Annotated in this window: 20 protein-coding genes and 1 pseudogene; 13 read left to right on the top strand and 8 right to left on the bottom strand. The window is 33.0% G+C overall.

From position 1 onward, the window contains the following. Window positions 1-12 precede the first annotated feature (12 nt). From K4L35_RS01270 to K4L35_RS01260, 3 genes are all read right to left on the bottom strand, one after another. Window positions 13-1,494, bottom strand: a complete 1,482-nt coding sequence (locus K4L35_RS01270) for a hypothetical protein (protein ID WP_221617771.1) — start codon at window positions 1,492-1,494, stop codon at window positions 13-15. 67 nt (window positions 1,495-1,561) lie between these two features. Beyond that, a complete protein-coding gene (locus K4L35_RS01265) occupies window positions 1,562-2,413 on the bottom strand; it encodes a hypothetical protein (RefSeq protein WP_221617770.1) in 852 nt (283 codons plus the stop codon). Beyond that, window positions 2,413-3,339 carry an RluA family pseudouridine synthase gene (locus K4L35_RS01260; RefSeq protein WP_221617769.1) on the bottom strand — a complete coding sequence of 309 codons (927 nt, stop codon included), beginning with the start codon at window positions 3,337-3,339 and terminating at the stop codon, window positions 2,413-2,415. The genes K4L35_RS01265 and K4L35_RS01260 overlap by 1 nt, the downstream gene beginning before the upstream one ends. A 109-nt stretch (window positions 3,340-3,448) precedes the next feature. On the opposite strand from K4L35_RS01260, the gene rpsP reads away from it, so the two are divergent. From rpsP to rplS, 3 genes are read left to right on the top strand one after another with little or no spacing between them, the layout of a single operon-like run. Further along, window positions 3,449-3,703, top strand: a complete 255-nt coding sequence (gene rpsP, locus K4L35_RS01255) for a 30S ribosomal protein S16 (RefSeq protein WP_221617768.1) — start codon at window positions 3,449-3,451, stop codon at window positions 3,701-3,703. Then, window positions 3,703-4,386 carry a tRNA (guanosine(37)-N1)-methyltransferase TrmD gene (trmD, locus tag K4L35_RS01250; protein WP_221617767.1) on the top strand — a complete coding sequence of 228 codons (684 nt, stop codon included), beginning with the start codon at window positions 3,703-3,705 and terminating at the stop codon, window positions 4,384-4,386. Before rpsP ends, trmD begins: the two co-directional genes overlap by 1 nt. Then, window positions 4,376-4,729, top strand: a complete 354-nt coding sequence (gene rplS / locus K4L35_RS01245; protein WP_221617766.1) for a 50S ribosomal protein L19 — start codon at window positions 4,376-4,378, stop codon at window positions 4,727-4,729. The genes trmD and rplS overlap by 11 nt, the downstream gene beginning before the upstream one ends. Before the next feature lie 40 nt (window positions 4,730-4,769). On the opposite strand, the gene K4L35_RS01240 is transcribed toward rplS, so the two are convergent. The 4 genes from K4L35_RS01240 to proS all read right to left on the bottom strand — a co-directional run bounded on the left by K4L35_RS01240 (window position 4,770) and on the right by proS (window position 8,226). Continuing rightward, window positions 4,770-5,051 carry an MHO_1590 family protein gene (locus K4L35_RS01240; RefSeq protein ID WP_221617765.1) on the bottom strand — a complete coding sequence of 94 codons (282 nt, stop codon included), beginning with the start codon at window positions 5,049-5,051 and terminating at the stop codon, window positions 4,770-4,772. Between the two features lie 103 nt (window positions 5,052-5,154). After that, complete coding sequence (locus K4L35_RS01235; protein ID WP_221617764.1) at window positions 5,155-6,264, bottom strand: hypothetical protein; 1,110 nt, start codon at window positions 6,262-6,264, stop codon at window positions 5,155-5,157. 4 nt (window positions 6,265-6,268) lie between these two features. After that, window positions 6,269-6,661: an MG284/MPN403 family protein gene (locus K4L35_RS01230; RefSeq protein WP_221617763.1), complete on the bottom strand. Its 393-nt coding sequence runs from the start codon at window positions 6,659-6,661 to the stop codon at window positions 6,269-6,271. Between the two features lie 128 nt (window positions 6,662-6,789). Further along, a complete protein-coding gene (gene proS / locus K4L35_RS01225; RefSeq protein ID WP_221617762.1) occupies window positions 6,790-8,226 on the bottom strand; it encodes a proline--tRNA ligase in 1,437 nt (478 codons plus the stop codon). A 77-nt stretch (window positions 8,227-8,303) separates the two neighbouring features. Here proS and K4L35_RS01220 point away from each other — a divergent pair, with 77 nt between their 5' ends. Further along, window positions 8,304-9,197 (top strand): hypothetical protein, encoded by an 894-nt coding sequence (locus tag K4L35_RS01220; protein ID WP_221617761.1) that lies wholly within the window; start codon window positions 8,304-8,306, stop codon window positions 9,195-9,197. Window positions 9,198-9,255: 58 nt separating this feature from the next. Here the strand turns inward: K4L35_RS01220 and K4L35_RS01215 are convergent, their stop codons facing one another. After that, on the bottom strand, window positions 9,256-10,491 hold the full coding sequence (locus K4L35_RS01215) for an IS3 family transposase (protein WP_221617329.1): 1,236 nt from the start codon (window positions 10,489-10,491) through the stop codon (window positions 9,256-9,258). A 135-nt stretch (window positions 10,492-10,626) separates the two neighbouring features. Between K4L35_RS01215 and K4L35_RS01210 the strand changes: the two genes are divergently transcribed. The 9 genes and pseudogenes from K4L35_RS01210 to K4L35_RS01170 form a co-directional block, all read left to right on the top strand. Further along, on the top strand, window positions 10,627-13,134 hold the full coding sequence (locus tag K4L35_RS01210; RefSeq protein ID WP_221617760.1) for a valine--tRNA ligase: 2,508 nt from the start codon (window positions 10,627-10,629) through the stop codon (window positions 13,132-13,134). Beyond that, entirely contained in the window at window positions 13,107-13,946 is an 840-nt protein-coding gene (locus K4L35_RS01205) for a bifunctional 5,10-methylenetetrahydrofolate dehydrogenase/5,10-methenyltetrahydrofolate cyclohydrolase (protein WP_221617759.1), read from the top strand. Before K4L35_RS01210 ends, K4L35_RS01205 begins: the two co-directional genes overlap by 28 nt. Before the next feature lie 40 nt (window positions 13,947-13,986). Then, a complete protein-coding gene (locus tag K4L35_RS01200; protein WP_221617758.1) occupies window positions 13,987-15,210 on the top strand; it encodes an MnuA family membrane nuclease in 1,224 nt (407 codons plus the stop codon). Next, window positions 15,210-15,971, top strand: coding sequence for a phosphotransferase (locus tag K4L35_RS01195; protein WP_221617757.1), 762 nt, complete (start codon window positions 15,210-15,212; stop codon window positions 15,969-15,971). Before K4L35_RS01200 ends, K4L35_RS01195 begins: the two co-directional genes overlap by 1 nt. Beyond that, complete coding sequence (locus K4L35_RS01190; protein WP_221617756.1) at window positions 15,971-16,333, top strand: YigZ family protein; 363 nt, start codon at window positions 15,971-15,973, stop codon at window positions 16,331-16,333. The genes K4L35_RS01195 and K4L35_RS01190 overlap by 1 nt, the downstream gene beginning before the upstream one ends. A 272-nt stretch (window positions 16,334-16,605) precedes the next feature. Next, window positions 16,606-17,103: a 50S ribosomal protein L10 gene (rplJ, locus tag K4L35_RS01185; protein WP_221617755.1), complete on the top strand. Its 498-nt coding sequence runs from the start codon at window positions 16,606-16,608 to the stop codon at window positions 17,101-17,103. A gap of 31 nt (window positions 17,104-17,134) precedes the next feature. Continuing rightward, window positions 17,135-17,500, top strand: a complete 366-nt coding sequence (gene rplL / locus K4L35_RS01180; protein ID WP_221617754.1) for a 50S ribosomal protein L7/L12 — start codon at window positions 17,135-17,137, stop codon at window positions 17,498-17,500. Window positions 17,501-17,671: 171 nt separating this feature from the next. Beyond that, complete coding sequence (locus K4L35_RS01175; protein ID WP_221617753.1) at window positions 17,672-21,274, top strand: DNA-directed RNA polymerase subunit beta; 3,603 nt, start codon at window positions 17,672-17,674, stop codon at window positions 21,272-21,274. Further along, a pseudogene (locus tag K4L35_RS01170) lies at window positions 21,267-25,133 on the top strand (DNA-directed RNA polymerase subunit beta'); the annotation flags it as partial. The gene K4L35_RS01175 and the pseudogene K4L35_RS01170, both read left to right, overlap by 8 nt. Between the last annotated feature and the right edge of the window lie 383 nt (window positions 25,134-25,516).

Here is a 25,516-nt window from a genome sequence, read left to right as displayed (position 1 = left end):
TAGGCAGTTTTATTATGAACCTTGAACTGTAGTTGTTCTGTCGAACTCACCAGAACTTTCTGTGTGTTGAGGTGTTTCTATTGTTGTTATTTCTTTCAGCTCTTCTTTGATTCCGAAAGTTTGTAATGTCACACCTTGATTACTTAATTTTTTCACGATCGCTAAAATAGCATTGTTTACAGCCCTGTTCTTTTCGTTGAATCCTTCTATTTTATAGGTATTTCTGTTAGCTTCAAAGTTTTGGAACTCTTCAGGATACCCGAATTTTATTTGAAGCGAAATAGTGTTTATTTCTTCTTGAATTGTCGTGCTATCTTTATCTTTGAAATAGTTTAAAACGTAGTTTCCGTAAGCAAACTGTTTTAGTGCTACTGCAAGAGGTTTTTTATCATCTCCTGTCATTTCTAGATACTCTTTAACTACAGGAAGATTTCACTCTACTTGTCCTTCTTCAGTTGTAAGGGCTTTAGCTAATCATTGAACTTCTTCCTGTTCTTTGTAAAAGTCTTTAGCCATAACTTCTTTCGATTCTTCTTTTACATCTTCTGTTTGTTCATCAGACTGAGTTTTTTCTTCAGGTTGTGTTACTTCCTCAGATGTAGTTTCTTCTGTTACTGGTTTTTCTGAATCTGAAACATTCATATTGCTTGTTTCTTCTTCTGAAGTTTCAAGGGAGTTATTTTCTGTTTGTTTTTCAGTTTCATTTTCCATAGTTTCTGAAACTTTTGTATCACTTTCCACTGTAGATGTATCTTCTGTATTTGTTGGATTATCTTCGTTAACTTCAGCATTTACATCTGTGTTTTGATCTTGTTGTTGATTTTTGTCTTCTTCCTGTGATTGACTGTCCTCGACATTCACTTTTGATGAATCGTTATCTTGTTGATCTTCAGTAGTATTTTCTTGAGTCTCAGAATTTGAGTCTTCATCAGATATGACATCTTTTGTGTTTTCTACACCAGCAGTATCTGTCGCTTCAGAAGTTTCATTGTGTGTGTTTTCCTCAACGTTGTCTGAACTACTGTCATTATTTGTTTCAGCCTCTGTGCTTTCTGATGTTTCGTTTAGGCCTGTGTTTGAGGTATTTTCGTTTTCTGAGTCTTTATTTTGATTGTTATTATTTTCGTCTTTGGGTTGATCAGTTTCTGAGTTTGCTTCTTCATTAGAGTTGTTGTTATTGTCTTCAGTTTCATTTTCTGCAACAGTAGAATTTTGATCATCTTGCGTGTTTTCTCCAGAATTATTTTCAGCGTTTTGTGAATTATCCTCTGTGTTTAATTCACCTTCGGCTTTAGTTTCTGATTTTTCTGAACCTATATTTGAGTTTTCATCTTGAGCTTTTTTTTCTTCTGTTTTTGAAGTTTTGTTTACTTCGTCTTTAGGTTTTTGTTCGCTTTGCGTTGATTTGGTAGCGTTAGCAACCATAATTGCTAACGGGACTCCGACAACAGGAATTGCTAGTATTCCCATTAGTATTCATAAATTTTTGTTCATATATTCCTTCCACAAAATATTTAGATTATTTTACTCCAAAAAAAGAAAAAAACACAATAAATGTGTTTTATAGTTTTTGGTTGATTGCGTTACGAAGTTCATCATCACTTAGTTGTTCGTACCCGATGATGTTCATTTTTTTGGCAACAGATTCTAAACGTTCTCTTGATAGTTCCATTAGTTTTGGATCCATTGGCTTATCTTCAGTTTTTTCTTGCTTAACTTCTTGTTCATTTTTAACTTCTTGAGCTGGTTGGTTATTCATTTGAGTTGCTGCTGAAGCGAAGAATGGGTTTTGGATTCCTCCGTTTGCATTCATTTGTTCTACAAATTTTGCAAATGCAATTCTTTGTTCAATTGAAATGAATAATTGTCTAATGTTTCTTACTTGTGCTCCAATTAAGAATCATCCTACAACTAGAACAATTTTGATTACTAATCCAGCAATTAGGATTGGGTGTTGAAATTCAAGTTGTATACCACCTCTAATTAGGTTAAGAACTAAACTGATAATGATAAATAGCACATAAAATGATGAAAGGAATGTTACCGACCCTTTTAACCTTGAAAAGTTCTGATTTTTATATGAGTCTCTAACTCCATCGATGTAGTAGATATTAAGTAGTAAAGCTAATGATGCAATGATGAAATTCATTGTAATTAATCCTGTTACTGTACTTGTTGCTGCTTCTAAAATTATTTCTTGACGCAAAGTTTGATTATTTTTAGCTAGAAAGTTTTGAATACTTGTGATTAAGTCTTCTTTGTAAACGACTGTTAAAATCCCAAGAGTTAAGTAGATTGCTGAAACCAAAAAAAGAAAAGCCATGAAAGTAAAAATAAATGGTTTGAATTGTTTTTCTTTTTTTCATAGTTCAGGAATACTGTTTATTACTGCATATTGTCTTAAATTAAACATTATTTCTCCTTTTCAACTTTAAATAAGGTATTAAAATCAAATTCACTGACTGCAAATTCGACTGGTGGTTTTGAATGGAAAATCATTTTCTCGTTTGTCATTGGATGAGTAAATTCCAGTTCATAAGCGTGTAGTCTTTGACCAAATGCATCGACTTCTTTGTTGTAAATAGGATCCCCATAAATCGGATTCTTGATATAAGCTGCATGAACACGAATTTGATGCGTTCTTCCTGTTTCTAACTGACATTTAATTAATGTTTTAGGAAGGTTATCTAAATAAAAAGTTTTTAATAATTCGAAGTGAGAAACTGCGTGTTTGGAATTGACATTTGTCACTGCCATAATTTGTCTGTTTTTTTCACTTCTACCTATAGGCAAGTTAATTTTGAGTTTGTTTGCTGATAGAACACCATCAACAATTGCGACATACTTTCTGTTAACTGCGTGTTCTTTGAACATATCTGATAATTTTTGATGAACTTCATTTGTTTTAGCCACAATTAGTAAACCAGAAGTATCTTTATCAATTCTATGAACAATTCCAGGACGCATTAAACCGTTTTCATTTGATAGGTTATTTTTAAAATGATATAAAAGACCATTTACAAGCGTGTTTTCATAATGACCAGGCGATGGGTGAACCACCATCCCACTTGGTTTATCAATAATGATAATGTGTTCATCTTCAAAGATCACGTTAATGTCCATTTTTTGAGGCTCGATATGAATTTCTTTATCAAGTAATTTCACGATTTCAATTTCTTGACCTTCACGAACTATGTACTTAGGTTTAATCACGTTTGTGCCGTTGATAAAAACTGCTCTTTGCTCAATTAATTGCTTAATATCGCTTCTTGATAGCTCCGTGTGATTTGAGATATATTTATCGATTCTCTCTTTGTATTCGACTTTTAATTTAATCATTGTTTTATTATAATTTTTTATTTAAATTTTTCGTGTTTATTTTTTGGTTTTATGTATAATATTTTTACACTGTCAAGTAAAAATGCTTGACACTTAAGGAGGATAATTTATGGTTAAAATTAGATTAAAACGTTTAGGACACAAGTTCCACGCTGTTTACAAAGTGGTTGCTGCTGACGCTAGAGCACCACGTGATGGAAAATTCATCGAAGCACTTGGAAACTACGACCCACACTCAAAGAAATTAGATTTAAATGTTGAAGCTACAGCTAAATGATTAGCTCAAGGTGCTCAACCTACACAAACTGTTGCTAACTTATTTAGAGCTAACAAATTAACAGACAAACTTAAATCTGGTAAATAATGAAAATTAATTTCTTAACGTTGTTCCCAAATTATTACAGACCTTTTGTTGAAGAAAGCATTGTAAACAAAGCGATCGAAAAAGGTTTAATCGATGTTAAAGTTGTAGACTTTAGAGATTTTAGTAATAATAAACATAACAAGGTTGATGATGAGATTTATGGAGGTGGTCATGGGTTGCTACTTAAAGTAGAGCCAATTGACTTAGCTCTAGAATCGCTACCAAACAGAGGTGGATTTAAAATTCTTGTAACGCCACAAGGTAAAAGATTGGATCAAAAAATTGCAAATGAACTTGCAAAGCATGATCAAATCACCTTTATTGCAGGTCGTTATGAAGGTTTTGACGAAAGAGTAGTTGAACTAGTTGATATGGAATTATCAATCGGTGACTATGTTTTGACAGGGGGTGAGCTACCTTCAATGGTAATGGCTGACTCAATTGTCAGATTAATGCCAGGAGTAATTCGAGAAGATTCACATATTCATGATTCGTTTCAGGATATCGGACTCCTCGATTACCCACAATACACAAGACCTCGCGAGTATAAAGGTATGACAGTACCTGAAGTACTTTTAAACGGTAATCATAAAGAAATTAATGAATGAAAGACGAAAGCTCAATGAGAAAAAACATTGAAAAATCGTCCTGACATAATTGAAAGGATTAAAAATGAGAAATAGTTTAATTGAATTAGTAGAAAAACAACAGTTACGTTCAGACCTTCCTGCTTTCCAATCAGGGGATAACGTTAAAGTTCACGTTCGTATTCGTGAAGGTGAAAAAGAACGTATCCAAATCTTTGAAGGTCTTGTAATTTCTAAAAAAGAATCAGGAACAAGAGAAACATTTACAGTTAGAAAAATTTCTTACGGAGTTGGTGTTGAAAGAACATTTCCAACAAACTCACCATTAATCGCTCACATCGAAGTAGTTCGTTCAAACAAAACAAGACGTAACAAACTTTACTTCATGAGAAACAGAAGTGGTAAGAGTGCACGTCTAAAAGAAATTAAAAGAAAATAATATTGTCCTTAAGAAAAATCTCGCACACGCGAGATTTTTATTAACTAACTTCGTTTACAACTTTTAGTTGATAATTTTTCCCAATGTTTTTATCGGATAGTTGTCAAACTACTGAAATGGTTGCTGATCTTCTGTCATTTGAAATAATGTAATCGAACAAAACTGAGCCTTCATTTTCAGGCAAAGTTTTAATAATTTCGGAAGCGATGTAAGCAACTACATCTTCATCAATTTCTTGCAGATTGTCAAGATAGTTTTGCAATTCTTGATTATCAAAAGTCAATGCTGGTGGTAAGTCATATTCAAGGGTTAAATTGCTCACCTTTTTTTCAGCTTTATTCCCACCGAAATACTCATATACAAGGGGTGCGCAGATTCCTAAACAAAATGTAAGACCGATAAGGGAGGATAAGAGATATTTGGTGCTAGTCTTCATTTTTCTTACGTCTAAATGGAATAAATGCATCCATCGTAATGTTTTTGAGTTTTAAGATTTTTTGTCAGTTTATATTTTTGATCAAAAACGAATTTTGCGTTTTTAACTGTGTATAAGGATGATCTGTTATTTTTATGCGTGATTTTTGCACTTTAGTTCTATTGTCAAAGACAATTGACTTTTCAAATACTAGATTAACATCTTCGATCTGAATTTCGATTTCGTATGTTAGCTCTTTATTAAAGTTTTTAGCTATATAAAGATTTTTGCCCTTCAAATTGAAGTATTTTTTGAAAATATCATTACTTTTAGGTTTGACTTCGACCAAGCCTTTAAATTGATTCTCGTTTACTTCAAGCACTTTGATTGGCATTGATAATGAGTTTGTATGGTTAAAGGTTAAAGTTAAATCGCTTTTGAATACTCTAGGTTTACCGACAAACCCATAGTAAGGCGATTTTGAATTGTTGTTTATTTCAAGAGTATGGAGTGCACCGATGTTAAGGATGTAAATTGGGTGCTTGTTAAAATGATGAGTTGTGCTATTTATTAAATTTATATTTAAGAAAACACTTGTAAAAATAGGTCTAGAAGAGAAGGAATGTTTTGACTTGTCCAAATGAAATGAAATGCCCGATTGAAATTTTAGTTCTTCTATTCCTTTTTTTATTTTGATGTTTTCAAATTCACGTTTTATTTTTTTCTTAAAGAAAGTGGTTGATAAATAATTATCGGAGTCTTGGATTATTTCAATTTTTAAACTACTTAACTTGCTATGTTGCAGGTTAATAACTGAACTTTCAATTCAAATGTCTGAATTAAGTTCAGATAACGATTTTGTAATTATCGTTTTATCATTGATTGAAATCTTTAGTTGGATTTTTTGCAATAAAAAACTTTGTTTATATTTGCTAGTATCAATGTCAGGAGCTATAATTAACTCAAAGTTGTCATTCTTATAGTTTTTGATCACAGAGACCTTCAACTCTATGCCCGAGATGGAAGGCTGACCGTAAGTAATCTCTTGTTTAGTTCAATACTCATGTTCGATGTTGTACTTTTTCTCAATCTGCTTAATTAATTGGATTGAATTTATCATCTATTTAAATTCCAAAATATAAATAGAGAAATTGATCGACTGCTTCTTTTCGTTTTTTGTAAAAATTGCTTCTTGAAAAGTAGTTTTCATATCAAGTAGTGTTATCTTCATCATTAATATAGGTATTTTCGATGATTCAAGCTTCTTTTTTAGACATGTTTTTAAGTACTAATTTCAAGAATTCTGTATTAGATGTTTTTTCTTTATTTGACCTAACAAACTCCGTCTTATCAGGAAGAGTTCTAGCTGTGTCAGATTCTTTATCTTTGGCATATAAAAGTTTTCTTTTTTTCTCAAGCTCAATTGATTTTAAATTTAGCTTGTAAAGATTACATATAGTTTTAACCAATTCAGATTTTCCGTTAGCAATTTTCTGATCTATAGAATTTGTTTTCATAGTCTTTCTCAAATATATCCTCCCACTTTCTTATTTACCTTATTTACAGCAAGATATGTTAAAAAAGCCACCTCTGGCAGCTTTTAACAGTATTTTTTTCAGAAATATGGCATTATTTCCAGATATTACTAATATGATTTTGCGAAAACAACAAATTTAGAGGTTTTATTTTTGCAATCTTGCATAATACATTCAACATTTTTTTCATTTTTTTCCATGTTTAGTGGAACACATCTTGTTGAAGCCCCTGTTTTGTTTTTTATTTCTCTTTCGGCATCATCTCCACAACAGAAAGGAGCTAAAACAAAGTTATTTTTGTCGATTTCAGCTTTAAATTCTTCAAATGTAGTTACAGAAACAGTTTTAGCTTCTAGACGGGCTTTTGCTGTTTCGTATAGGTTGTCATGAATTGCGTCTAATAGTTCAGCAACACGATCTTTAACTTCTGAAACAGAAACAGCCATTTTTTCAAGAGTATCTCTTCTTACGATTGTAACCATATCTTGCTCAAGATCTCTAGGACCAATTTCAATTCTTAAAGGAACACCTTGAATTTCTGAGTTGGAAGCTTTGAAACCTGGGTTTTTATTTGTCTTGTCGATTCTAACTCTTCATTTTCTTCCAAGCACTTCTTTTAGTTGAGCTGATACTTGGGCAACTTTTTCGTTTTTATCTGCAAATAACTCTAATAAGTCAATTTGAACTGGAGCAACACGTGGAGGAATAACGATTCCTCTGTTGTCTCCGTGAGTCATGATGATCGCACCTAAAAGTCTTGTTGAAACTCCTCAAGAAGTTTGGTATACGTAAGACTCTTTGTTTTCACGATCCTTAAATTTAATGCCGTAAGGCTTAGAAAAGTTTTGCGCTAAGTAGTGACTTGTTCCTGCTTGTAAGGCTCTACCATCTTTCATCATCGCTTCTACAGTGTATGTGCTGCAGGCTCCTGCGAACTTTTCGTATGGAGTTTTTTTACCTACGATAACAGGAATAGCCAACATTTTCTTTAAGAATTTTTCGTAAAGTTTAATCATTTCTCTGGTTAATTTACGAGCTTCAATCGCCGTTTCATGACATGTATGACCCTCTTGTCACAAGAACTCTCTATTTCTTAAGAATGGGTTTGTTGTTTTTTCTCATCTTAAAACGTTTGCTCATTGATTGTATACAATAGGCAAGTCTTTGTATGATTCGATTGAATTTTTGAATAAATCGGCAAAAAGTACTTCAGATGTAGGACGAATGAATAGTTTTTCAGATAATTCATTGTCTCCAACTTTAGTAACAGTCGCTAATTCAGGGTTAAAACCTGCTATGTGTTTCTTTTCAAGAGCAAAAAGCGATTCAGGAATCAATAAAGGTAAGTAAACATTTTGAATTTCTTTTTTTGTAAATTCAGCGTTTAAACTTTTTTGAATTTGCTCTCAAATCCCGTATGAATTTGGTTTGAAGATTAAAGTACCTTTTGCAGGTCCATAAGCTATTAAATTACCTTGCTTAACAACGTCTGTATATCATTTCGCAAAGTCTTCTTCAAGTGGTGTAATTTTATCAAGTGCTTTCATAAAAATTATTATAAACGAAAAAGATTTTTAAAGCCTTTAGAATTATCGAAAAAAACAAGTTTTTGTATAATTTGGTCATGAAATTTAAAAAATTATTATTAGTGGCATCAGGGGTTTCGTTATCACCGATTGCCTTAGCTGCCGTTTCTTGTGCTAATACAGCAAAAAACAGCTCAAACAATTCTGAAAACAACACATCACCAAAAGATGTTGTTTTAGCTGACAAAATTACAACTTTACAAGGTCAATATTCAATTCTTTCTTACCAAGTTATCGGTGAAAACAACGAAACAGGGATTAAAGTGCAGGGTATGATGAAATATCTTGAAAAATTCCAAGAACTTTTTGCTGATTTTTATGCTGAACTTAAAGCTGAATTTACAAACGAAGTTGATTGAGGACCAGAACTACATCTACAAAAATCATTTGAGAAGTTAACTGAAACTTCATCGCTTAAAGCTGTAAGTCATGCTTTAACAGTTCTAAAAGGAAACGCAAAATCAAATTCAATCGATGCTCATTTCAATAACTTAATCAGTTTGTTAGAGAAAAAAGCAAGCAAAAAAGCTGTTAATGAAAGTGATTATCAAGCTAAAAAACAGGCATTTTTAGATTCTTTAAACAGATTTGTAGTTGATCTTGAAGAATTTAATGAACATCTAGAAGCTGAGCATGAACATGCAGATCATGACGAAGAAAACGATGAAAATCATGAACACGCTTCATTAAACCTTCTATTAGAATTTGGTGAAAAAATTCACGATTTCTTAAAAGATGATCAAATTTTAAACGCCTTAGGAAATCTGCCAGCTAATGAAAATGTTAGTCACCCATTAAGAAAGAAAATTCTGGAAAAATTCAGATTTGAGAAAGTTTATGAGATGTTTTTTGCAGAGTCATACCAAGAAACAGAGTGAGCAAAAAGTCTTAAAGAACTATCTGAACATGCTAAAAAGATCGAGACCTTTTAAAATAACAAAAATGTGCAAACGCACATTTTAAACTAGGACAGTTATTTCGGAATTTAAATTATCTATATAAAGCACTTCAGGATTCCTGAGGTGTTTTAAAATTGAGTTTTTTCTGAAATCTTTCGGTGTTATATCATTCAATAAAATTGTTAATTTGACTTTTTAGTTCCACAAACGACATATCTTTTGTGGAAATGTTGTAAATAAGTTCAGTTTTTAGAATTGAGAAAAAGTATTCAATTTCTCTGTTATCCAACGAGTTTCCAACTCTACTCATTGAAATTTTGCCATTCAAGTTTTTTATTGTTTCTAAATATTCCTGACTAGAATATTGTGATCCATGATCTGAGTGAATTACGAAGTCATGTATTTTGGAAAAGTTAATAGAAGTTAAAGAATCAAGAACCAGTTCAACATTATTAGTCCTACTTAGAGATCATCCGACAATCTTTTTGGTTTTATTGTGTAAAACTGCTGACAAAAAGACATGATTTTCCTTAACGTCCTTAGGTGCAGAAATATATGTAACATCGGTTGAAAATGTTTCTTGTTTAAGTCCATCAAAATCTCTTTTCATTAGGTCTGGAAATTTAACATTTGTATTTTTAGATTCTTTTCTTTTTGATTTTTGTCTGATAACACATTTCAAACCAAGTTTCTTCATTCTTCTTCCTATAGTCCTGTAATTAAGTGCTATTCCATGTTTTTTTAATATGTAAAAAGACAGTCTTTCCCTACCGAATCTGAACTTAGTATCTTCCATAGCTTTTTTAATTATTTCCATCTCTTTCTGAATTTGAGATTTTTTAAGTGTCATTTTGTATGACCTTTTTACAAAGTCATAAAAAGTAGATTTTTTAAATAAGAAACATAAAATTAGTTGTGATCTTTTCCTGGATTTGCCTTTCTTTTGGTTTAAAAGTTTTATGGCATCTTGAATTGTAAAATCAACACCATTACGATCAAAAATCTCTCTAAACATTTCTATAACAAAAACCATGTCTTCTTTATCAAAAACATCGTAATCTACTTTTCACTCTGGGCTGCTTAGGTCAACCTTTCTTTTTCTTCCTCTTCTTTCGATTGATGGTTTTTTCTTTTCTGGCAAAGTACCTTTTTCTTTGTAATTCATATAATAAATTTTAAATTTTTTATACAAACTTGGTTTACCAAAATCAACAAAGAACTTTTCTTTTATATATAAGAAAAACATCTTGTCTCCATACTTCTCAAAATTAAACTTTTCATAAACTTTAAAGAGTTTTATAAGCATTTCATTGTTTAAGTTTTTCATTCTTGCTCCTTTAGAAAAATAAAAATCGGAATTTCCGATTTTTTTGTCCTAGTTTATTTTTTTATTTGCTTTTTTGTTTTGGGTCTATGTAGTAAGGTTTTTCGATAAATTTGGTATAATTGCACCGAGGTAATTATGGAGAAAATTTACAACCACAAAGAAGCCGAAAAAGGTATTGAACAAAAGTGAAGAGATAAAAAGTTTTTCTCAAATCATGACCAAAGAAAAAAACCGTTTTCAATTCTTCTTCCACCTCCTAACGTAACTGGAAAGCTACACTTAGGTCACGCCTTAAACTCCTACATTCAAGATACAATCATTAGATTTAAAAAACTTCAAGGCTATGATGTCTTTTGAATTGCTGGGATGGATCACGCTGGAATTGCAACGCAAGCAAAAGTTGAGCAAGTTCTAATGGAGACCGAAGGTGTATCTAAGTATGATCTAGGAAGAGAAGGATTTCTAGACAAGGTTTGAGAGTGAAAATACAAATATGCAGATATTTTCAGAAGTCAATGACAAGCCTTAGGTTTAGCATTAGATTACGAAAATGAAAGATTTACTCTTGATGAAGAGGCGAACAAAGCTGTTTTACAGGTGTTTGTCGATCTTTACAACAAAGGTTTAATTTATCGTGGAGTTAAAGCAATAAATTGAGATGTACAACTTCAAACTTCTTTATCAAACATCGAAGTAATTAATAAACCTGTTGACCAAAAAATGTACTACATTAGATACCAAGTTGAAAACTCAGATCAAAATCTAATCGTCGCAACTGTTAGAACAGAAACATTATTAAGTGACGTTGCTGTTGTAGTAAATCCCGAGGATGAAAGATATAAAGATCTTGTAGGCAAAAATGTAATTCACCCTTTAACAGGAAAAGTTCTTCCTATAATTACAGATGAATATGTCGAATTAGACTTTGGTACAGGGGCAATGAAGCTTTCAGCTCACGCCGAAGCCGATATTGAAATTATCAAAAAGCATAACTTTGAAATCATCGAGACAATCGATAAAAATGGATTTATTAATTCAGTAGATTCTGAGTTTCACGGCTTAGAAAGATTTGAAGCAAGACAAAAAATTGCTGATAAACTTGCTGAACTAAATAAACTTGAAAAAGTTGAAACCAGCACTTCACAAGTTGGTTACAGTGAAAGAAGTAAAACGCCAATTGAAATACTTGTCATGCCTCAATGATTCGTAAGTATGGAAAAATTTGGTCAAGATATTTTAAAACATTTAGCTTCTGAAGATGGTGTTGAGTTTTACCCAAAAAGAATGGAACAAACCTTAGTTCAATGAATGGAAAACGTTCATGATTGAAACATTTCGAGACAACTTTGATGAGGACACAGAATTCCAGCTTGATTTAAAGATGGAGAGATTAAAGTACAAATTGAAAGTCCAGGAACAGGATGAACTCAGGATGAGGATGTTCTAGATACGTGATTTTCTAGTGGTATTTCAACTTTTGCATTCCTAGGTTGACCAAATAGCCTAGAAATGGTAAAAAGATACTATCCATCAGATGTATTAGTTACAGGTTACGATTTAATTTTCTTCTGAATCGCGAGAATGTATATGTTTGGATTAGAATTTATGAACCAAAAACCTTTCAAACATGTATTGCTACATGGTTTAGTTCGTGACGAAAATAATCAAAAAATGTCGAAATCATTAAACAATGGAATCGACCCAATTGATGTTTTAGATCAATATGGTTCTGATGCTACAAGATGATTTTTAGTAACAAATACGACTGCAGGACAGGACTTAAGATTTTCACACGAGAAACTTAAAAATGCTTGAGCCTTAAATAATAAAATTTGAAATATTTCTAGATATATTTATATGCTTGAAGATAATCAGTCTAAAGAAGAATGGACTGATATTGACAAGTGAATATCAAATAAACTCCATAAATTACAAGCAAAAATTGAAAACTCAATGGAAAAATATGAGTTTACAGTCATAGGTACAGAAATATACAACTTCATTTACGAAGATTTTAGTAGCTGGTATATAGAACTTCTTAAGGTTGCACCTTCGAAAGAAAATGCTCTCAAGATCTTAAAGCAGTTCTTAATTACAGTTCATCCTTTCTTACCTTTTATAACAGATAGAATTTACACAGATATTTTCAAATCGGAGCTTTTAGACAATGAACTATCAAAAGCAGAATGGTTTGATGATGTGGAATATGTCGATGATATTATCGAATCAGTTAAAAGCATCAGAGATTTTAGAGAAACAAATAACATTTCTAAAAAAGAAGTTGTTTATTACTACCTTAAAGGACAATCTGTTGACAAGAGAATTGAAGCATATGTCAACAAACTTGCCTTTGCAGAGGTAAAAGTAAATCAGGATGCTTTATTTGCACTGAAAAACTATGAATTATATATTGAAATAAATGAAGAGCTAAAACAAGAAAACAGAAAGCGTCTTGAATCACAAATTGACAAATTACACTTTGAAATAGCAAGAATCGAAAAAATGCTATCAAACGAAGGTTTTGTTAACAAGGCGCCAGAAAAGCTAATAAACGCAGAAAAAAATAAATTAACTCAATTCAAGGAAGAATTAAAAGCGTACGAGGAGGAGTTAAAATGAAAATACTTAGCGGAAAAGAACTAGCAAAAGAATCTCTTCAGAATTTAAAAAAAGAAATAGAAGAACTTAATTTACCAAGACAAATTAGATTAGCCATAATTCAAGTAGGAGACAATCCTGCTTCAAACAAATATATTGAACAAAAAATCAAAAAAGCCGAATTTTTAGGTGTTGAAGCAAAGTTATATAAATACGATGAATCAATCACTCAAGATCGTCTTTTAAAGAAAATGGATACAATCAACGATTATTCAGATGGTGTCATTGTTCAATTACCTCTACCTTCACACATACCTAGTCAAGTTATTTTAGATGCAATTCCTTATCAAAAAGATATTGATGGTCTAAGCAATAGAAATGAATTTGCACTTTACAATGCAACAAGTCCAGATGATAAAATGTTTGTTCCAGCGACAGCAAGAGCTGTTCTAGAATTGATTGATCACTATGGAATAGACGTAAAAGGCAAAAGAGTGGCTGTTATTGGAAGAAGTTATCTAGTAGGAAAACCTGTTGCTCACATTCTTAAAAGAAGAGGAGCGAATTTAGCTACTTATGACGAAAATACAGGTATTAAAGGTTCAGAGAATGCCGACTTACTAATTGTTGCTGCAGGTGAAGCAAAATTAGTAAAAGATAAAAACGTAAAACAAGGTGCTGTTGTTATTGACGTCGGAACAAACTTAGATAGCAAATTAACAGCTGATTTATGTGGTGATGTTGATTTCGAATCTGTTAAGGATAAAGTTTCGGCAATCACACCAGTTCCAGGTGGAGTTGGTCCAATGACAGTTGCTTGTTTACTAAAAAATTTAGTTGATGCAATTAAAAATTAGGCTTGCAAAAGCCTTTTTTATTTACTAAGGAGAACTATTTATGGCTAAAAAATCAAAGAAAACAGTTGCTACAGGTACAACCGTTTTAGGTATTATCCTTGCCTTAGGGACTGCTGGATATTACGTATATAACAACTTTATTAAAACATCTGATAGCACAAGAGCTGAATTGTGAAAAGATGCTGATATTGATAACCACCCAATCAAAAGAATCGAGAGCCCAAAATTAAGTGATAAAGTAATTCGTATTATGCACTGAAATATCCTGAATTTCGGAGGAGCAAAGTCAACTCTTAGGTCATTTAAAACAAATGCAATTTCTGAAATAATCTATAAATCAGGAGCATCCTTAATTGGCTTAACAGAAGTAAACTTTAATGACGGAGAAAAAGTACAAAGAATTGTAAAAACAATGAACGGGTTTGCAGGTTCAGACGTTTTTGATTACATTGTACAAGATAGCTCACAAGCAAGATCTGCACTTTTTGAAAACAGTGCCGAAAAAGTTGCAATAATTTATAACAAAAACAAGTTTGAATACGTGCCATTTGCAAACCAAGATTCATCAGTAAGTGGTGATTCTTTTAGATCAAAAATTAACTTATTAGAAGGTGGAAAAACAGAACATTCAAGACCACCATTTGGAGCACAATTCAGAGATAAAGCTAACAATAAATATGTTACAACAGTATTTGCGCACTTTGACTCACCAGGTATTAATGAAAAAAATGGTGAAAAACCAGCTCCTACACCTTACAAAGGTATTAAGTTAGAAGGGTCACAAGGTAACTTTGAGGTTGCCCAGGCTTTTTCAATTCCTCAAATCATTTCATACTTTGAAGCAAAATCAAATCCAAACGCAGCAATCTTATTTGCAGGTGATACAAATATCAAAACTGAAAATCAAGACTTATTGGACTTATTTGAAGGCAAAAACGGAATTCAAAACTTTTATAATCAAGCTATGGCTGAAAATTTTAAAACCTCAATTGGAAAAAGTGATTATGCTAACGCCTACGATAAAATTGTTTTTAAGGAAAAAGATGGTATTGATTTTTTAAGTGCTTTTGAAATTAAAAATCCAGAACAAAGCTTTAAAATTGATTTATTAAAAGTCTTTAAAAATCAGATCTTGGATAGAGCTGAGTACACAAAACTTTATAAAAAAGATAACGACAGTGATGGTATAACTGATCACAAAATGGCATCAACCATTTCTGATCATGCGCCTATTTATGTTGATTATCAAATTAAGGAGAATTAATGAAAGTAGAACTACACGGTGGAAAAACAAATAAATCATACAAACTTGATGATAAGTACTTTTTTCAAGAAAAAACTTACACAGGATTTAACCACGGAATTGACTATAATTTAACCCAAAATTTTACTTTTGTACCTAAATTAATAGCGAATTCGAAAACGGAAGCTACTTGAGATTTTATAGATGGAAAAATTCCTGAAATGTCAAAGGATAACTTAATACAAATTGGACGTAATATCAGGACGTTACATATGACGGATATTCAGTTTCCTAAAAACAATATTGCTTCAAGAGTCAAAAACTATCAAAAAACAATACGTGAAAAAGGTTTGAAGATCAGTGTAATCGACGATTTTTACCGTCGTATTAATTTGATTTTACGTAACTCTGAAAACATTTATCCTTGCCATAATGACCTATGACCTATAAATATGTTGCAGGACGAAGATAACAAAATTTGATTTTTAGATTGAGAATATGCAACAATGGGTGACAAACATTTTGATCTTGCCTACTTCATTTGTGCCTCGAACTTAAATTCAGAACAAATTGATTGATTATACCAAGGTTATGCTGGTCCAGTGGAAGAAGAGTACATCTTACAAAATATGATTTTGGTTAACTACCTTGTAGTTCTTTGAGTTAACGCTCAAACGGTAAAACATTTTGATGATAAACCTTATATCGATAAAATCTACGCTTTAGATAAGGAATATCAAACTAAAAAGCAAAACAAAAGCTTTCAAACCTACAACGAATAATGCAAGAATTGATAATTAAAAAATCAACTTTTTACTCAAAAGTCTACTCTATTAAAGACAAAAATGAGATAAAACCGATTGTTGAACAGCTCAGAAAAGAGTATAAAAAATCTCGTCATATTTGCCATGCATATTCCTTTATTAAAGACGGAGTGGAAAATGCTGGGTTTGACGATGATGGCGAGCCAAAAGGTACTGCTGGGAGACCAATTTTAGACTTAATACACTTAAATTCAGTCAATAATGTTTTAGTTGTAGTAATTCGTTATTTTGGTGGAATTAAATTAGGAGCAGGTGGATTAATAAGAGCATACCGAAAATCAGCAGCACAAGCAATTGACGATTTTAAAGCTCAAAATTAATCATCATTTGCTAAAACTCCTGTTTTATAGTACTAAAAGAAATTTAATGGAAAACATCTTTGTATCAAAAAGATGTTTTTTAAATTAAATTATCGAAAAAACAATGACTAAAATCCGTTTCAAAAAAGCAATTCTTTTTACTTTGATAAATTGAAGTTTTGCTTATAATATAGAAGCAATACATAGAGAAAGTAACAGGTTCGCCTTAATATGTTACCGAATGTATAACTTTTAAATGTGTTGCTCAATCTAATTATGAAAGGAGGCTATTGATGTCTGAATCAAAATTAAAATTAGCAAAAAGAGAAGTTGTTAGTGAAATTAAATCAAAAATTCAAGGATCAGAAGCTCTTGCTTTTGCAGAATACCGTGGATTAACTGTTTCAAAACTATCAGAACTAAGAAAAGTGGCTAAAGAACACGGTGTTGAAATTAAAGTTTACAAAAACCGTTTATTCAAAATCGCTGCTTCAGAACTAGGATACGAAGACCTAGCTGATCACTTAGTAGGACCTAACATTTTTGCTTTTTCAAACCAAGATGCTATGTCTGCTGCTAAAGTCTTAGTTAACTTTGCAAAAGATAACAAGATTATGGTTATCAAAGCCGGAACACACGAAGGCAAAGTTGTTGACGCTCAAGGAGTTATGGAAGTTGCTACATTACCAACATATGAAGAAGCACTTGCAATTCTTGGACGTTCACTTATGTCTCCACTACAAATGCTTTCATTATCACTTAAGTTAGTGAGCGAAGGTAAATCAGAATAATATTATTTAAAACCAGAAAGGAAAAATTAAAATGGCTAAATTAACAAAAGAATCATTTGTTGAATCATTAAAAGAAATGTCAATTAAAGAAGTTATGGAACTTGTTGACGCTATGAAAGAAGAGTTTGGAGTTGACCCTATGGCTGCTGTTGCAGTTGCTGCTGCTCCAGCTGCTGCTGCTGAAGAAAAATCAGAAGTTACAGTTAAATTAGTTTCAGCTTCAAACAAAGTTGCTGTTATTAAAGTAGTTAAAGAATTATTAAACGTTGGATTAATGGATGCTAAAAAAATGGTTGATGCATTACCAGCTGTTCTTAAAGAAAACGTTAAACCTGAAGAAGCTGAAGCTATGAAAGCTCAACTTGTTGAAGCAGGTGCTGAAGTTTCAATCGACTAATAATTTCTTAACAAAAAGACCACTTAAAGTGGTTTTTTTATTTCTAAAATTTGGTATTTATTACCATATTTTTTATTTTTTTAAAATAAAAATAGTGTAAAATAATATCGCCTACTAATTGAAAGGCGTTTTTTCATTTTCAATTAAATCATAAAATTTAAGGAGTTCTGAATGGCAGAATTAAACTACAAACTTCGTAAATTCGGTCCTAAAACAGAGAGAAGAGATTACTCAATTACTAAGCATTCTCTTCCTGTTTTTGACCTTTTAGGAACAAGCAAAGAAAGTTTTGAACAGTTTATCAACACTGGTGTAGAAGAGTTAATTTCAAATCACTACCCAATTGAAGCAGCTGATAAAAAAGTACGTTTAGATTACGTTAAAAAATCTCTAAGAGTTGAATACCCTTACAAAAAAGTCACAAGCGAAGGCGAAGAAATCAAAAAAGCCAAAGCAAAAGGTATTAACTTTTCTGCAAGACTATATGCAACACTGAAACGTGAAATCACTGGTACTGGTGAAATCAAACAAGATGAAGTATTACTAGGAGAACTACCATTAATGACAAGTGGTGGATCTTTCATCATCAACGGATCAGAAAAAGTCATCGTTAGTCAAATTATTCGTTCACCTGGTGCTTACTACGGACGTGCTGTGCGTAATAAACAATCAGATGACCTTTTCAACAAACTCGAAATCTTGCCTCGTATTGGGTCTTGAATTGAGGTTTCTCACAAAGTTACTTCAACAACAACTGACACAGTTAAGGTTAAAATTGATAAAAACAAAAATGTTGGTTTAGCAACATTTTTAGGAGCTTTTGGTCTATCAGCCCAAAACATGACAAAACTTTTTGGTGAAAGTGCCGTTCTAAATGAAACTCTTTCAAAAGATAAATTCATTAATTCAGAAGAATTATCACCTGAAGAAATTACAGACGCATGTCAAGAAGAATTATTCAGAGGAATTAGAAAAGGTGATCGTATTTCTGATGAAGCTAAAAAATCATTGCTTCCAGGTATTCTTTTCGATCCTAGAAGATACAACTTATCATTAACAGGACGTTACATGTTAAACAACAAACTTTCTGTTGTTGATAGAATTACAGATACATACTTAGCTGAAAACATTAAACAAAAGAATTCTTCAACTGTTCTATATGAAAAAGGAACATACATTACACACGAATTAGCTCAAGAAATTCACAAAGGATTCCAAGAAGGACTAATCGGTTTAGACACTATTGATGGTGTTAATTCAGAATTTGTTTACTACAAATTAACTGAAGAAAACAAAACTTTATTAAAACGTAACAAAGTTGCTAAAGTTAAAGTTTACAGAACAAGAAAAGCAATGGAAGAACAAACAACAAAACCTGTAATTGTTCTTGCTAACGACCCTCGTTCAACAGAACAACACTTACTGATCTCAGATATTATTGCTGCTGTAAGTTACTACTTTAACTTAATTGAAAACATTGGTCAAGACGATGATCCAGATTCAATGATCAACAAACGTGTAGTTTCAGTTGGTGAGTTATTACAAAACCAACTTAATGTCGCACTAACCAAATTAGAAAAAACAACACGTGAACGTATGGGTGCTAAAGAACCTGAAAAAGTAACAGCTAAAAACGTTACAAACAACAAATTGATTACAAACCAATTTAAAACATTCTTTAACTCATCGAAACTTTCACAATTCATGGATCAAATCAACCCACTTGCTGAGGTTTCAAACAAAAGACGTGTTACATCTCTAGGGCCTGGTGGGCTTAATCGTGATACAGCCCAATTCGAAGTTCGTGACGTTCACTCAACTCACTATGGAAGAATTTGTCCAATCGAGACTCCTGAGGGACAAAACATCGGATTGATTCTTAACTTCGCTATTTACGCAAAAGTAAATCCAATGGGATTCCTACAAACTCCTTACTTTAAAGTTAACGATGGTGTTGTTGATTACAACGACGTTCACTATTTAACAGCTTCAGAAGAAATCGGACATAAGTTTGCTCAATCACTTGTTCACGTTGATGAAAACGATAGAATCACCGACGAGGTGCTAACCATTAGACATAATTACCAATATGTTATTGGTACACCAAAAGATGTTGACTTCATCGAGGTTTCTTCAAAACAAATGATTTCAGTAGCTGCTGCTGCCATTCCTTTCCTTGAAAACGACGATGCCAACCGTGCACTTATGGGATCGAACATGCAACGTCAAGCAGTTCCATTACTACAGGCTGAAGCGCCTTTAATTGCAACAGGGATTGAAGCAGATATTGCTAAGTTCTCTTCATACAACTTAACAGCAAAACACGCTGGAGAAGTTGTTTATGTTGATTCTCAAAAAATTCAAATTAAAAACGAAAAAGGTACAACAGACAGATACGCTCTAAGAAACTTTGAGCGTTCAAACCAAGGTAGAGTTATCAACCAAAAACCAATCGTTAAAGTTGGGGACTATGTTGAAAAAGGTGATCTACTTGTTGATGGTTCATCATTTAAAGATGGTGAATTAGCCTTAGGTAAAAACGTATTAGTTGGATTTACAACATGAAACGGATATAACTTTGAGGATGCCGTTATCTTAAATGAAAGACTTGTTAAAGATGACGTTTATACATCAATTCACGTTGAAGAACAAACAATTCAGTTCAGAAACTCAAAAGCAGGTGATGATCGTTTAACAGCTGACATTCCAAACGTTTCAAAATTCTCAATCAGAAACTTAGACGAAAATGGAATCGTACGTGTTGGTTCTGAAGTTCTTCCTGGGGACGTTTTAGTCGGTAGAGTTTCTCCTAAAGGTGAAGAAAACCCTTCACAAGAAGAAAAATTGTTGATGGCAATTTTACAACAACGTCCATCAAACGACAAAGATACTTCATTAAAAGTTAAAAATGGACACAACGGAACTGTTATCGGTATTGAAATTCTAAGCCGTGAAAATGGAGACGTTTTAGAAGATGGAATCGACAAAATTGTTAAAGTCTCAATCGCTCAAAAACGTAAAATCAAAGTTGGTGACAAGATGGCTGGACGTCACGGTAACAAAGGGGTTATCTCGATCGTTCTTCCTGAAGAAGATATGCCACACTTAGAAGACGGAACAGCACTTGACATTATGCTTAACCCACAAGGGGTTCCTTCACGTATGAACATCGGTCAAATCCTGGAATTACACCTTGGAATGGCTGCTCGTAAATTAAATACAAAATTTGTTACACCTTCATTCGACGGGGTTAAAAAACAAGACATCGAATCACTTCTTGCTGATGCTGGATTGTCAATCACAGGTAAGCAAGTACTAATTGACCCAATTACAGGTAGAAAATTCGACAACCCTGTTACAGTTGGTGTGATGTACATGCTAAAACTAAGCCACATGGTTGATGACAAAATGCACGCTCGTTCAGTTGGACCTTACTCTCTTATTACTCAACAACCTCTTGGAGGAAAAAGCCAAAACGGGGGTCAAAGATTTGGAGAGATGGAAACATGAGCGATCGAATCTTATGGTGCTGCAAATGTGCTTCAAGAAATCTTGACATATAAATCAGATGACATTGACGGACGTAACGCCCTATATAGTGCTCTAGCAACAGGTAAACCTCTACCTAAGCCAGGTACACCTGAATCATTTAACGTTCTTAGCTATGAACTAAAAGGTTTAGGAATTAAAATTGAAACTTCACAAGAAGATTTCGACTCAGATAACTCTGAATTCTTACAATACATTGAAACAGGAGAGTTAGAGAATGATTAATACTAATCAAGAAAACAAAAGGAATATTGGTAAGGTATCTTTAAGTCTTGCGACAAACGAAGATGTGCTTTCATGATCACACGGTGAAGTCACAAAGCCTGAAACAATTAACTATAAATCATTTAAGCCTGAAAGAGATGGTTTATTTGATGAGTTAATTTTTGGACCAACAACTGATTACAAATGTCCGATTTGTAACACAAAATACAAAAGAAGTGACGAAAACTCAGTTTGTTCAAAAACACCTGCTTGTCAAAAATATAAACCAGAAATTTTACCAAAAATCACACGTAGATCAAGAATGGGTCACATTCATCTACACAACCCAGTTGTGCACTTTTGATTCTTCAAAATTGACCACTCAATCATCTCTAAACTTCTTGGTCTAAGAGTTGATGATAACCGTCCAGTTACAAAATCAGATTTAGAAAAATTAATTTACTATAAATCTCACATCGTACTTGAAGACGGTGGTCTAGAAAGTCTTAAAAAGAACACAATTATTGATATTAACGAAGCTCCTTCAATTTACGAACAATGTTTAATTGAAATGCTTTCAAAATATGATGAAGGTTCAGAAGAGTATGAAGATATTAAATTTGCTCTTGAAGAACTAAGAGAATATGCCCACTCAAAAATGGGTCGTGATTACGGGGTTGACTTCTATGAGTACAACGACATCATTCACGAATACTCACAAGCAAAAATTGGTACAGGATCTCAAGCGATTGAGTACCTACTTAAAAACATCGACCTTGAAAAAGAAGCTGAGTTTGTTCAAAGAAAAATCGACGACATCAATAACTCAGTTGAAAAAGGTGAAATTGTTACAGGAACAAGAGCACAAGAGCGTGCTAAACTCTACAAACGTTTAACAATTATCAACTCTTTCATCAAATCAGGCCAAAAACCAACAAGTATGTTGATTTACGACATCCCTGTTATTCCTGCTGATTTAAGACCTTTAATTCAACTAGATGGTGGTCGTCACTCAACAAGTGACATCAACGAACTTTACCGTCGTATCATCATCAGAAACAACCGTCTTGAAAAATGAAATGAATCAGATGCTCCGATGCTTATTAAGCAAAACGAGTACCGTATGATTCAAGAGGCTGTGGATGCCTTAATTGACAACGGACGTAAAAAACCAAGCCCTGTTGTTTCAAAAGATTCACGTCCTTTAAAATCTATTTCTGACGCAATTACAGGTAAAAAAGGTCGTTTCCGTCAAAACTTACTTGGTAAGCGTGTCGACTACTCTGGACGTAGCGTTATTGTCGTTGGACCAACACTAAAAATGCACCAAGTTGGTATTCCTCGTGATATGGCTTCAAAATTATTTGAACCTTGAATCATTAGAGAAATTATTAAAAACGACGAAACAATCAACTCAATTAAAGCTGCTAAGAAAAAAGTTGAATCATTAGATCCAATGATTTGACCATACGTAGAAAGAGCGATTGAAGGAAGACCTGTGCTTCTAAACCGTGCTCCTACACTTCACCGTCTTTCAATTCAAGCTTTTGAACCTGTTTTAATTCGTGGTAAAGCGATTAAGCTACACCCACTTGTAACAACAGCCTTCAACGCTGACTTCGACGGTGACCAGATGGCTGTTCACGTTCCAATTTCAGACAAAGCTGTTCGTGAATCGCGTGAATTGATGTTAGCTTCAAAAAACATTCTTGGACCTAAGGATGGTGAACCTATCATCAACCCTTCTCAAGATATTATTCTGGGTCTTTACTACTTAACAATTGAAAAAGAAAACGCTAAAGGTGAAGGTTCATACTACGGAAGTATTGAGGATGCAAAAACAGCATACGAACAAGACTTCATTGAGTTACACTCAAGAATTGTCTTACCAATTGATGCTTTAAACAAATCAAGCTTAAAAGTTAACAGCGACAAAAAATATGTTGTCACAACAATGGGTAAAATCTTATTTAATGACTCATTCCCTTCAGACTTTGATTTCGTTTTTGGTAAAAGAGTTACAAGAGTACCTAAGGTTGCAGTTGATGGCTCAGTTAAAATGAATGACGTAGAAGTTGTTCATACATCAGCAGACTTCTTAGAAGAATACACAATTGGATACGGACAAGACTTCAAAGAATTTATCAAAAACTTACCAATTAATGGTGGTTTAGGTAAAAAAGAAATCTCAAAAATTGTTCGTAGAGCATACGAAAAATACGTTGCTGTTGTAACAATGGAAGATATTGCTGACGTCATTAACGATACAAACCGTCACAATGTTCAAGATGTCTTCATGAAGCTTGCACAACTAAAGGATTACAAAAATGAATTAATTGATCCTGTGCACGCAGAAACACTAGCAAACATGATTCGTGAAAACTTAACACTAATTGATCACGAACTTCAAAGGCAATCAAAAGGCGAAGAAGTTGAATGAAACATCTTCCAATATACAGAGCTACTTGAAAAAGTATGATTTGAATACACAAACAAAGTTGCTAAAATTCTTGACACAATCAAGGATTTAGGATTTAAATTCTCAACACTTTCAGGTATAACAATTTCAATGAACGACATCATGACTATTTCTTCAACAAAAGAAAAAATTCGTGAAGGTGAGGAATACATTGAACAATTAAAAGACTACTTCAAACAAGGTTTCTTAACAGATGACGAACGTTATACGCTAACAATTCAGAAATGATCAAAAATTAAGGAAAACATTGAAAGTGACCTTAAAGAAGTTACAAAAGCAAACCCACACAACCCACTATTTATGATGTTTACATCAGGTGCTCGTGGAAATACTTCAAACTTCGTTCAGCTAGCTGGTATGCGTGGATTGATGAACAACAACACTAAAGTTCTTAAAGCCGATGCTGCTAACGACCGTGTTGTTCGTAGTACAATTGAAATTCCTGTTAAATCTTCATTCCTTGACGGACTAACAGCATATGAATTCTATTCATCAACTCACGGTGCCCGTAAAGGACTTACAGATACAGCTCTTAACACAGCTAAATCAGGATACTTAACACGTCGTTTAGTTGACGTTGCACAAGGAATTGTTGTGCGTGAAGAAGACTGTGGAAGTGACTTTGGATTCGTTGTTAAAGATATCAAAGATACAAAAACTGATACAGTTATTGAATCGCTTGTAGAAAGAATTAGTGGAAGATTTACAAACAGAGAAATTACAGATGCTAATGGAAATGTGGTAATTCCTGCTAACTCTTTAATTACGCCTGAATTAGTTAACGTAATCGTTAACGACTTAGGTCTAAAAGAAGTGGAAATTAGATCAGTTCTTTCTTGTCATACACGTAACGGGGTATGTAAAAAATGTTATGGAAAAGACCTTGCTTCAAACAGAATCGTTAACATCGGAGAAGCTGTTGGGGTTGTTGCTGCACAATCAATCGGTGAACCTGGAACACAGCTAACCATGCGTACATTCCATACAGGAGGGGTTGCTGGTGTTGAAGATATTACAGGTGGATTTGGTAGATTGATTGAGTTAATCGATGCTTATGACTCTCCTTGAGGACGTACAGCTGTAATTGCTGCTGAGCACGGTGTTGTAAGTGATATTACTACAGCCAAAGATAAAGATGGAAACGATACAGATATTCTTTTAATTAAAGTAACTTCACAAAAAGATACAGGACCAGTTGAAAGAAGATATGAAGCACGTGTTTCACAAAAACTACGTGTTCAAAAAGGTGATCACGTTATTCCAGGTCAAAAACTAGTTGAAGGACCAATTGTGCTGACAGAACTTCTTGAAACAGTTGATACTCGTGCTGTTCAAAACTACTTACTAAAAGAAATTCAACGTTTATACCGTCTACAAGGTATCACAATTTCTGACAAGTACATTGAAATCATCATTAGACAAATGCTTTCAAAAATTATGATTACTGACCCAGGAGATTCAAACTTCTTCACAGGATCGCTTGTTGACACATTTGTCTACCAAAGAGAAAATGGTAGATTATTATCACAAGGTAAAAGACCTGCTTTTGGTGAAGTTAAAATCCGTGGAGCTAAACAAACTCCATTGCTAAGTGATTCGTTCTTAGCTGCTGCTTCATACCAAGAAACAGCTAAAATTCTTGTTAACTCATCAATTTCACAACGTGTTGACAACTTGCATGGACTAAAAGAAAACATTATTTTAGGACAAAAAATTCCTGCTGGAACAAACATTGATTACGAGCTAAAAGGTAAATATGATATTAGAGATCCAAAATCATACTT

The organism is Mycoplasma sp. Ms02, from assembly GCF_019720735.1.
In the GTDB taxonomy this organism is placed as follows: domain Bacteria; phylum Bacillota_I; class Bacilli_A; order Mycoplasmatales; family Metamycoplasmataceae; genus Mycoplasmopsis.
This window is presented reverse-complemented; position numbering and strand designations above follow the sequence as displayed.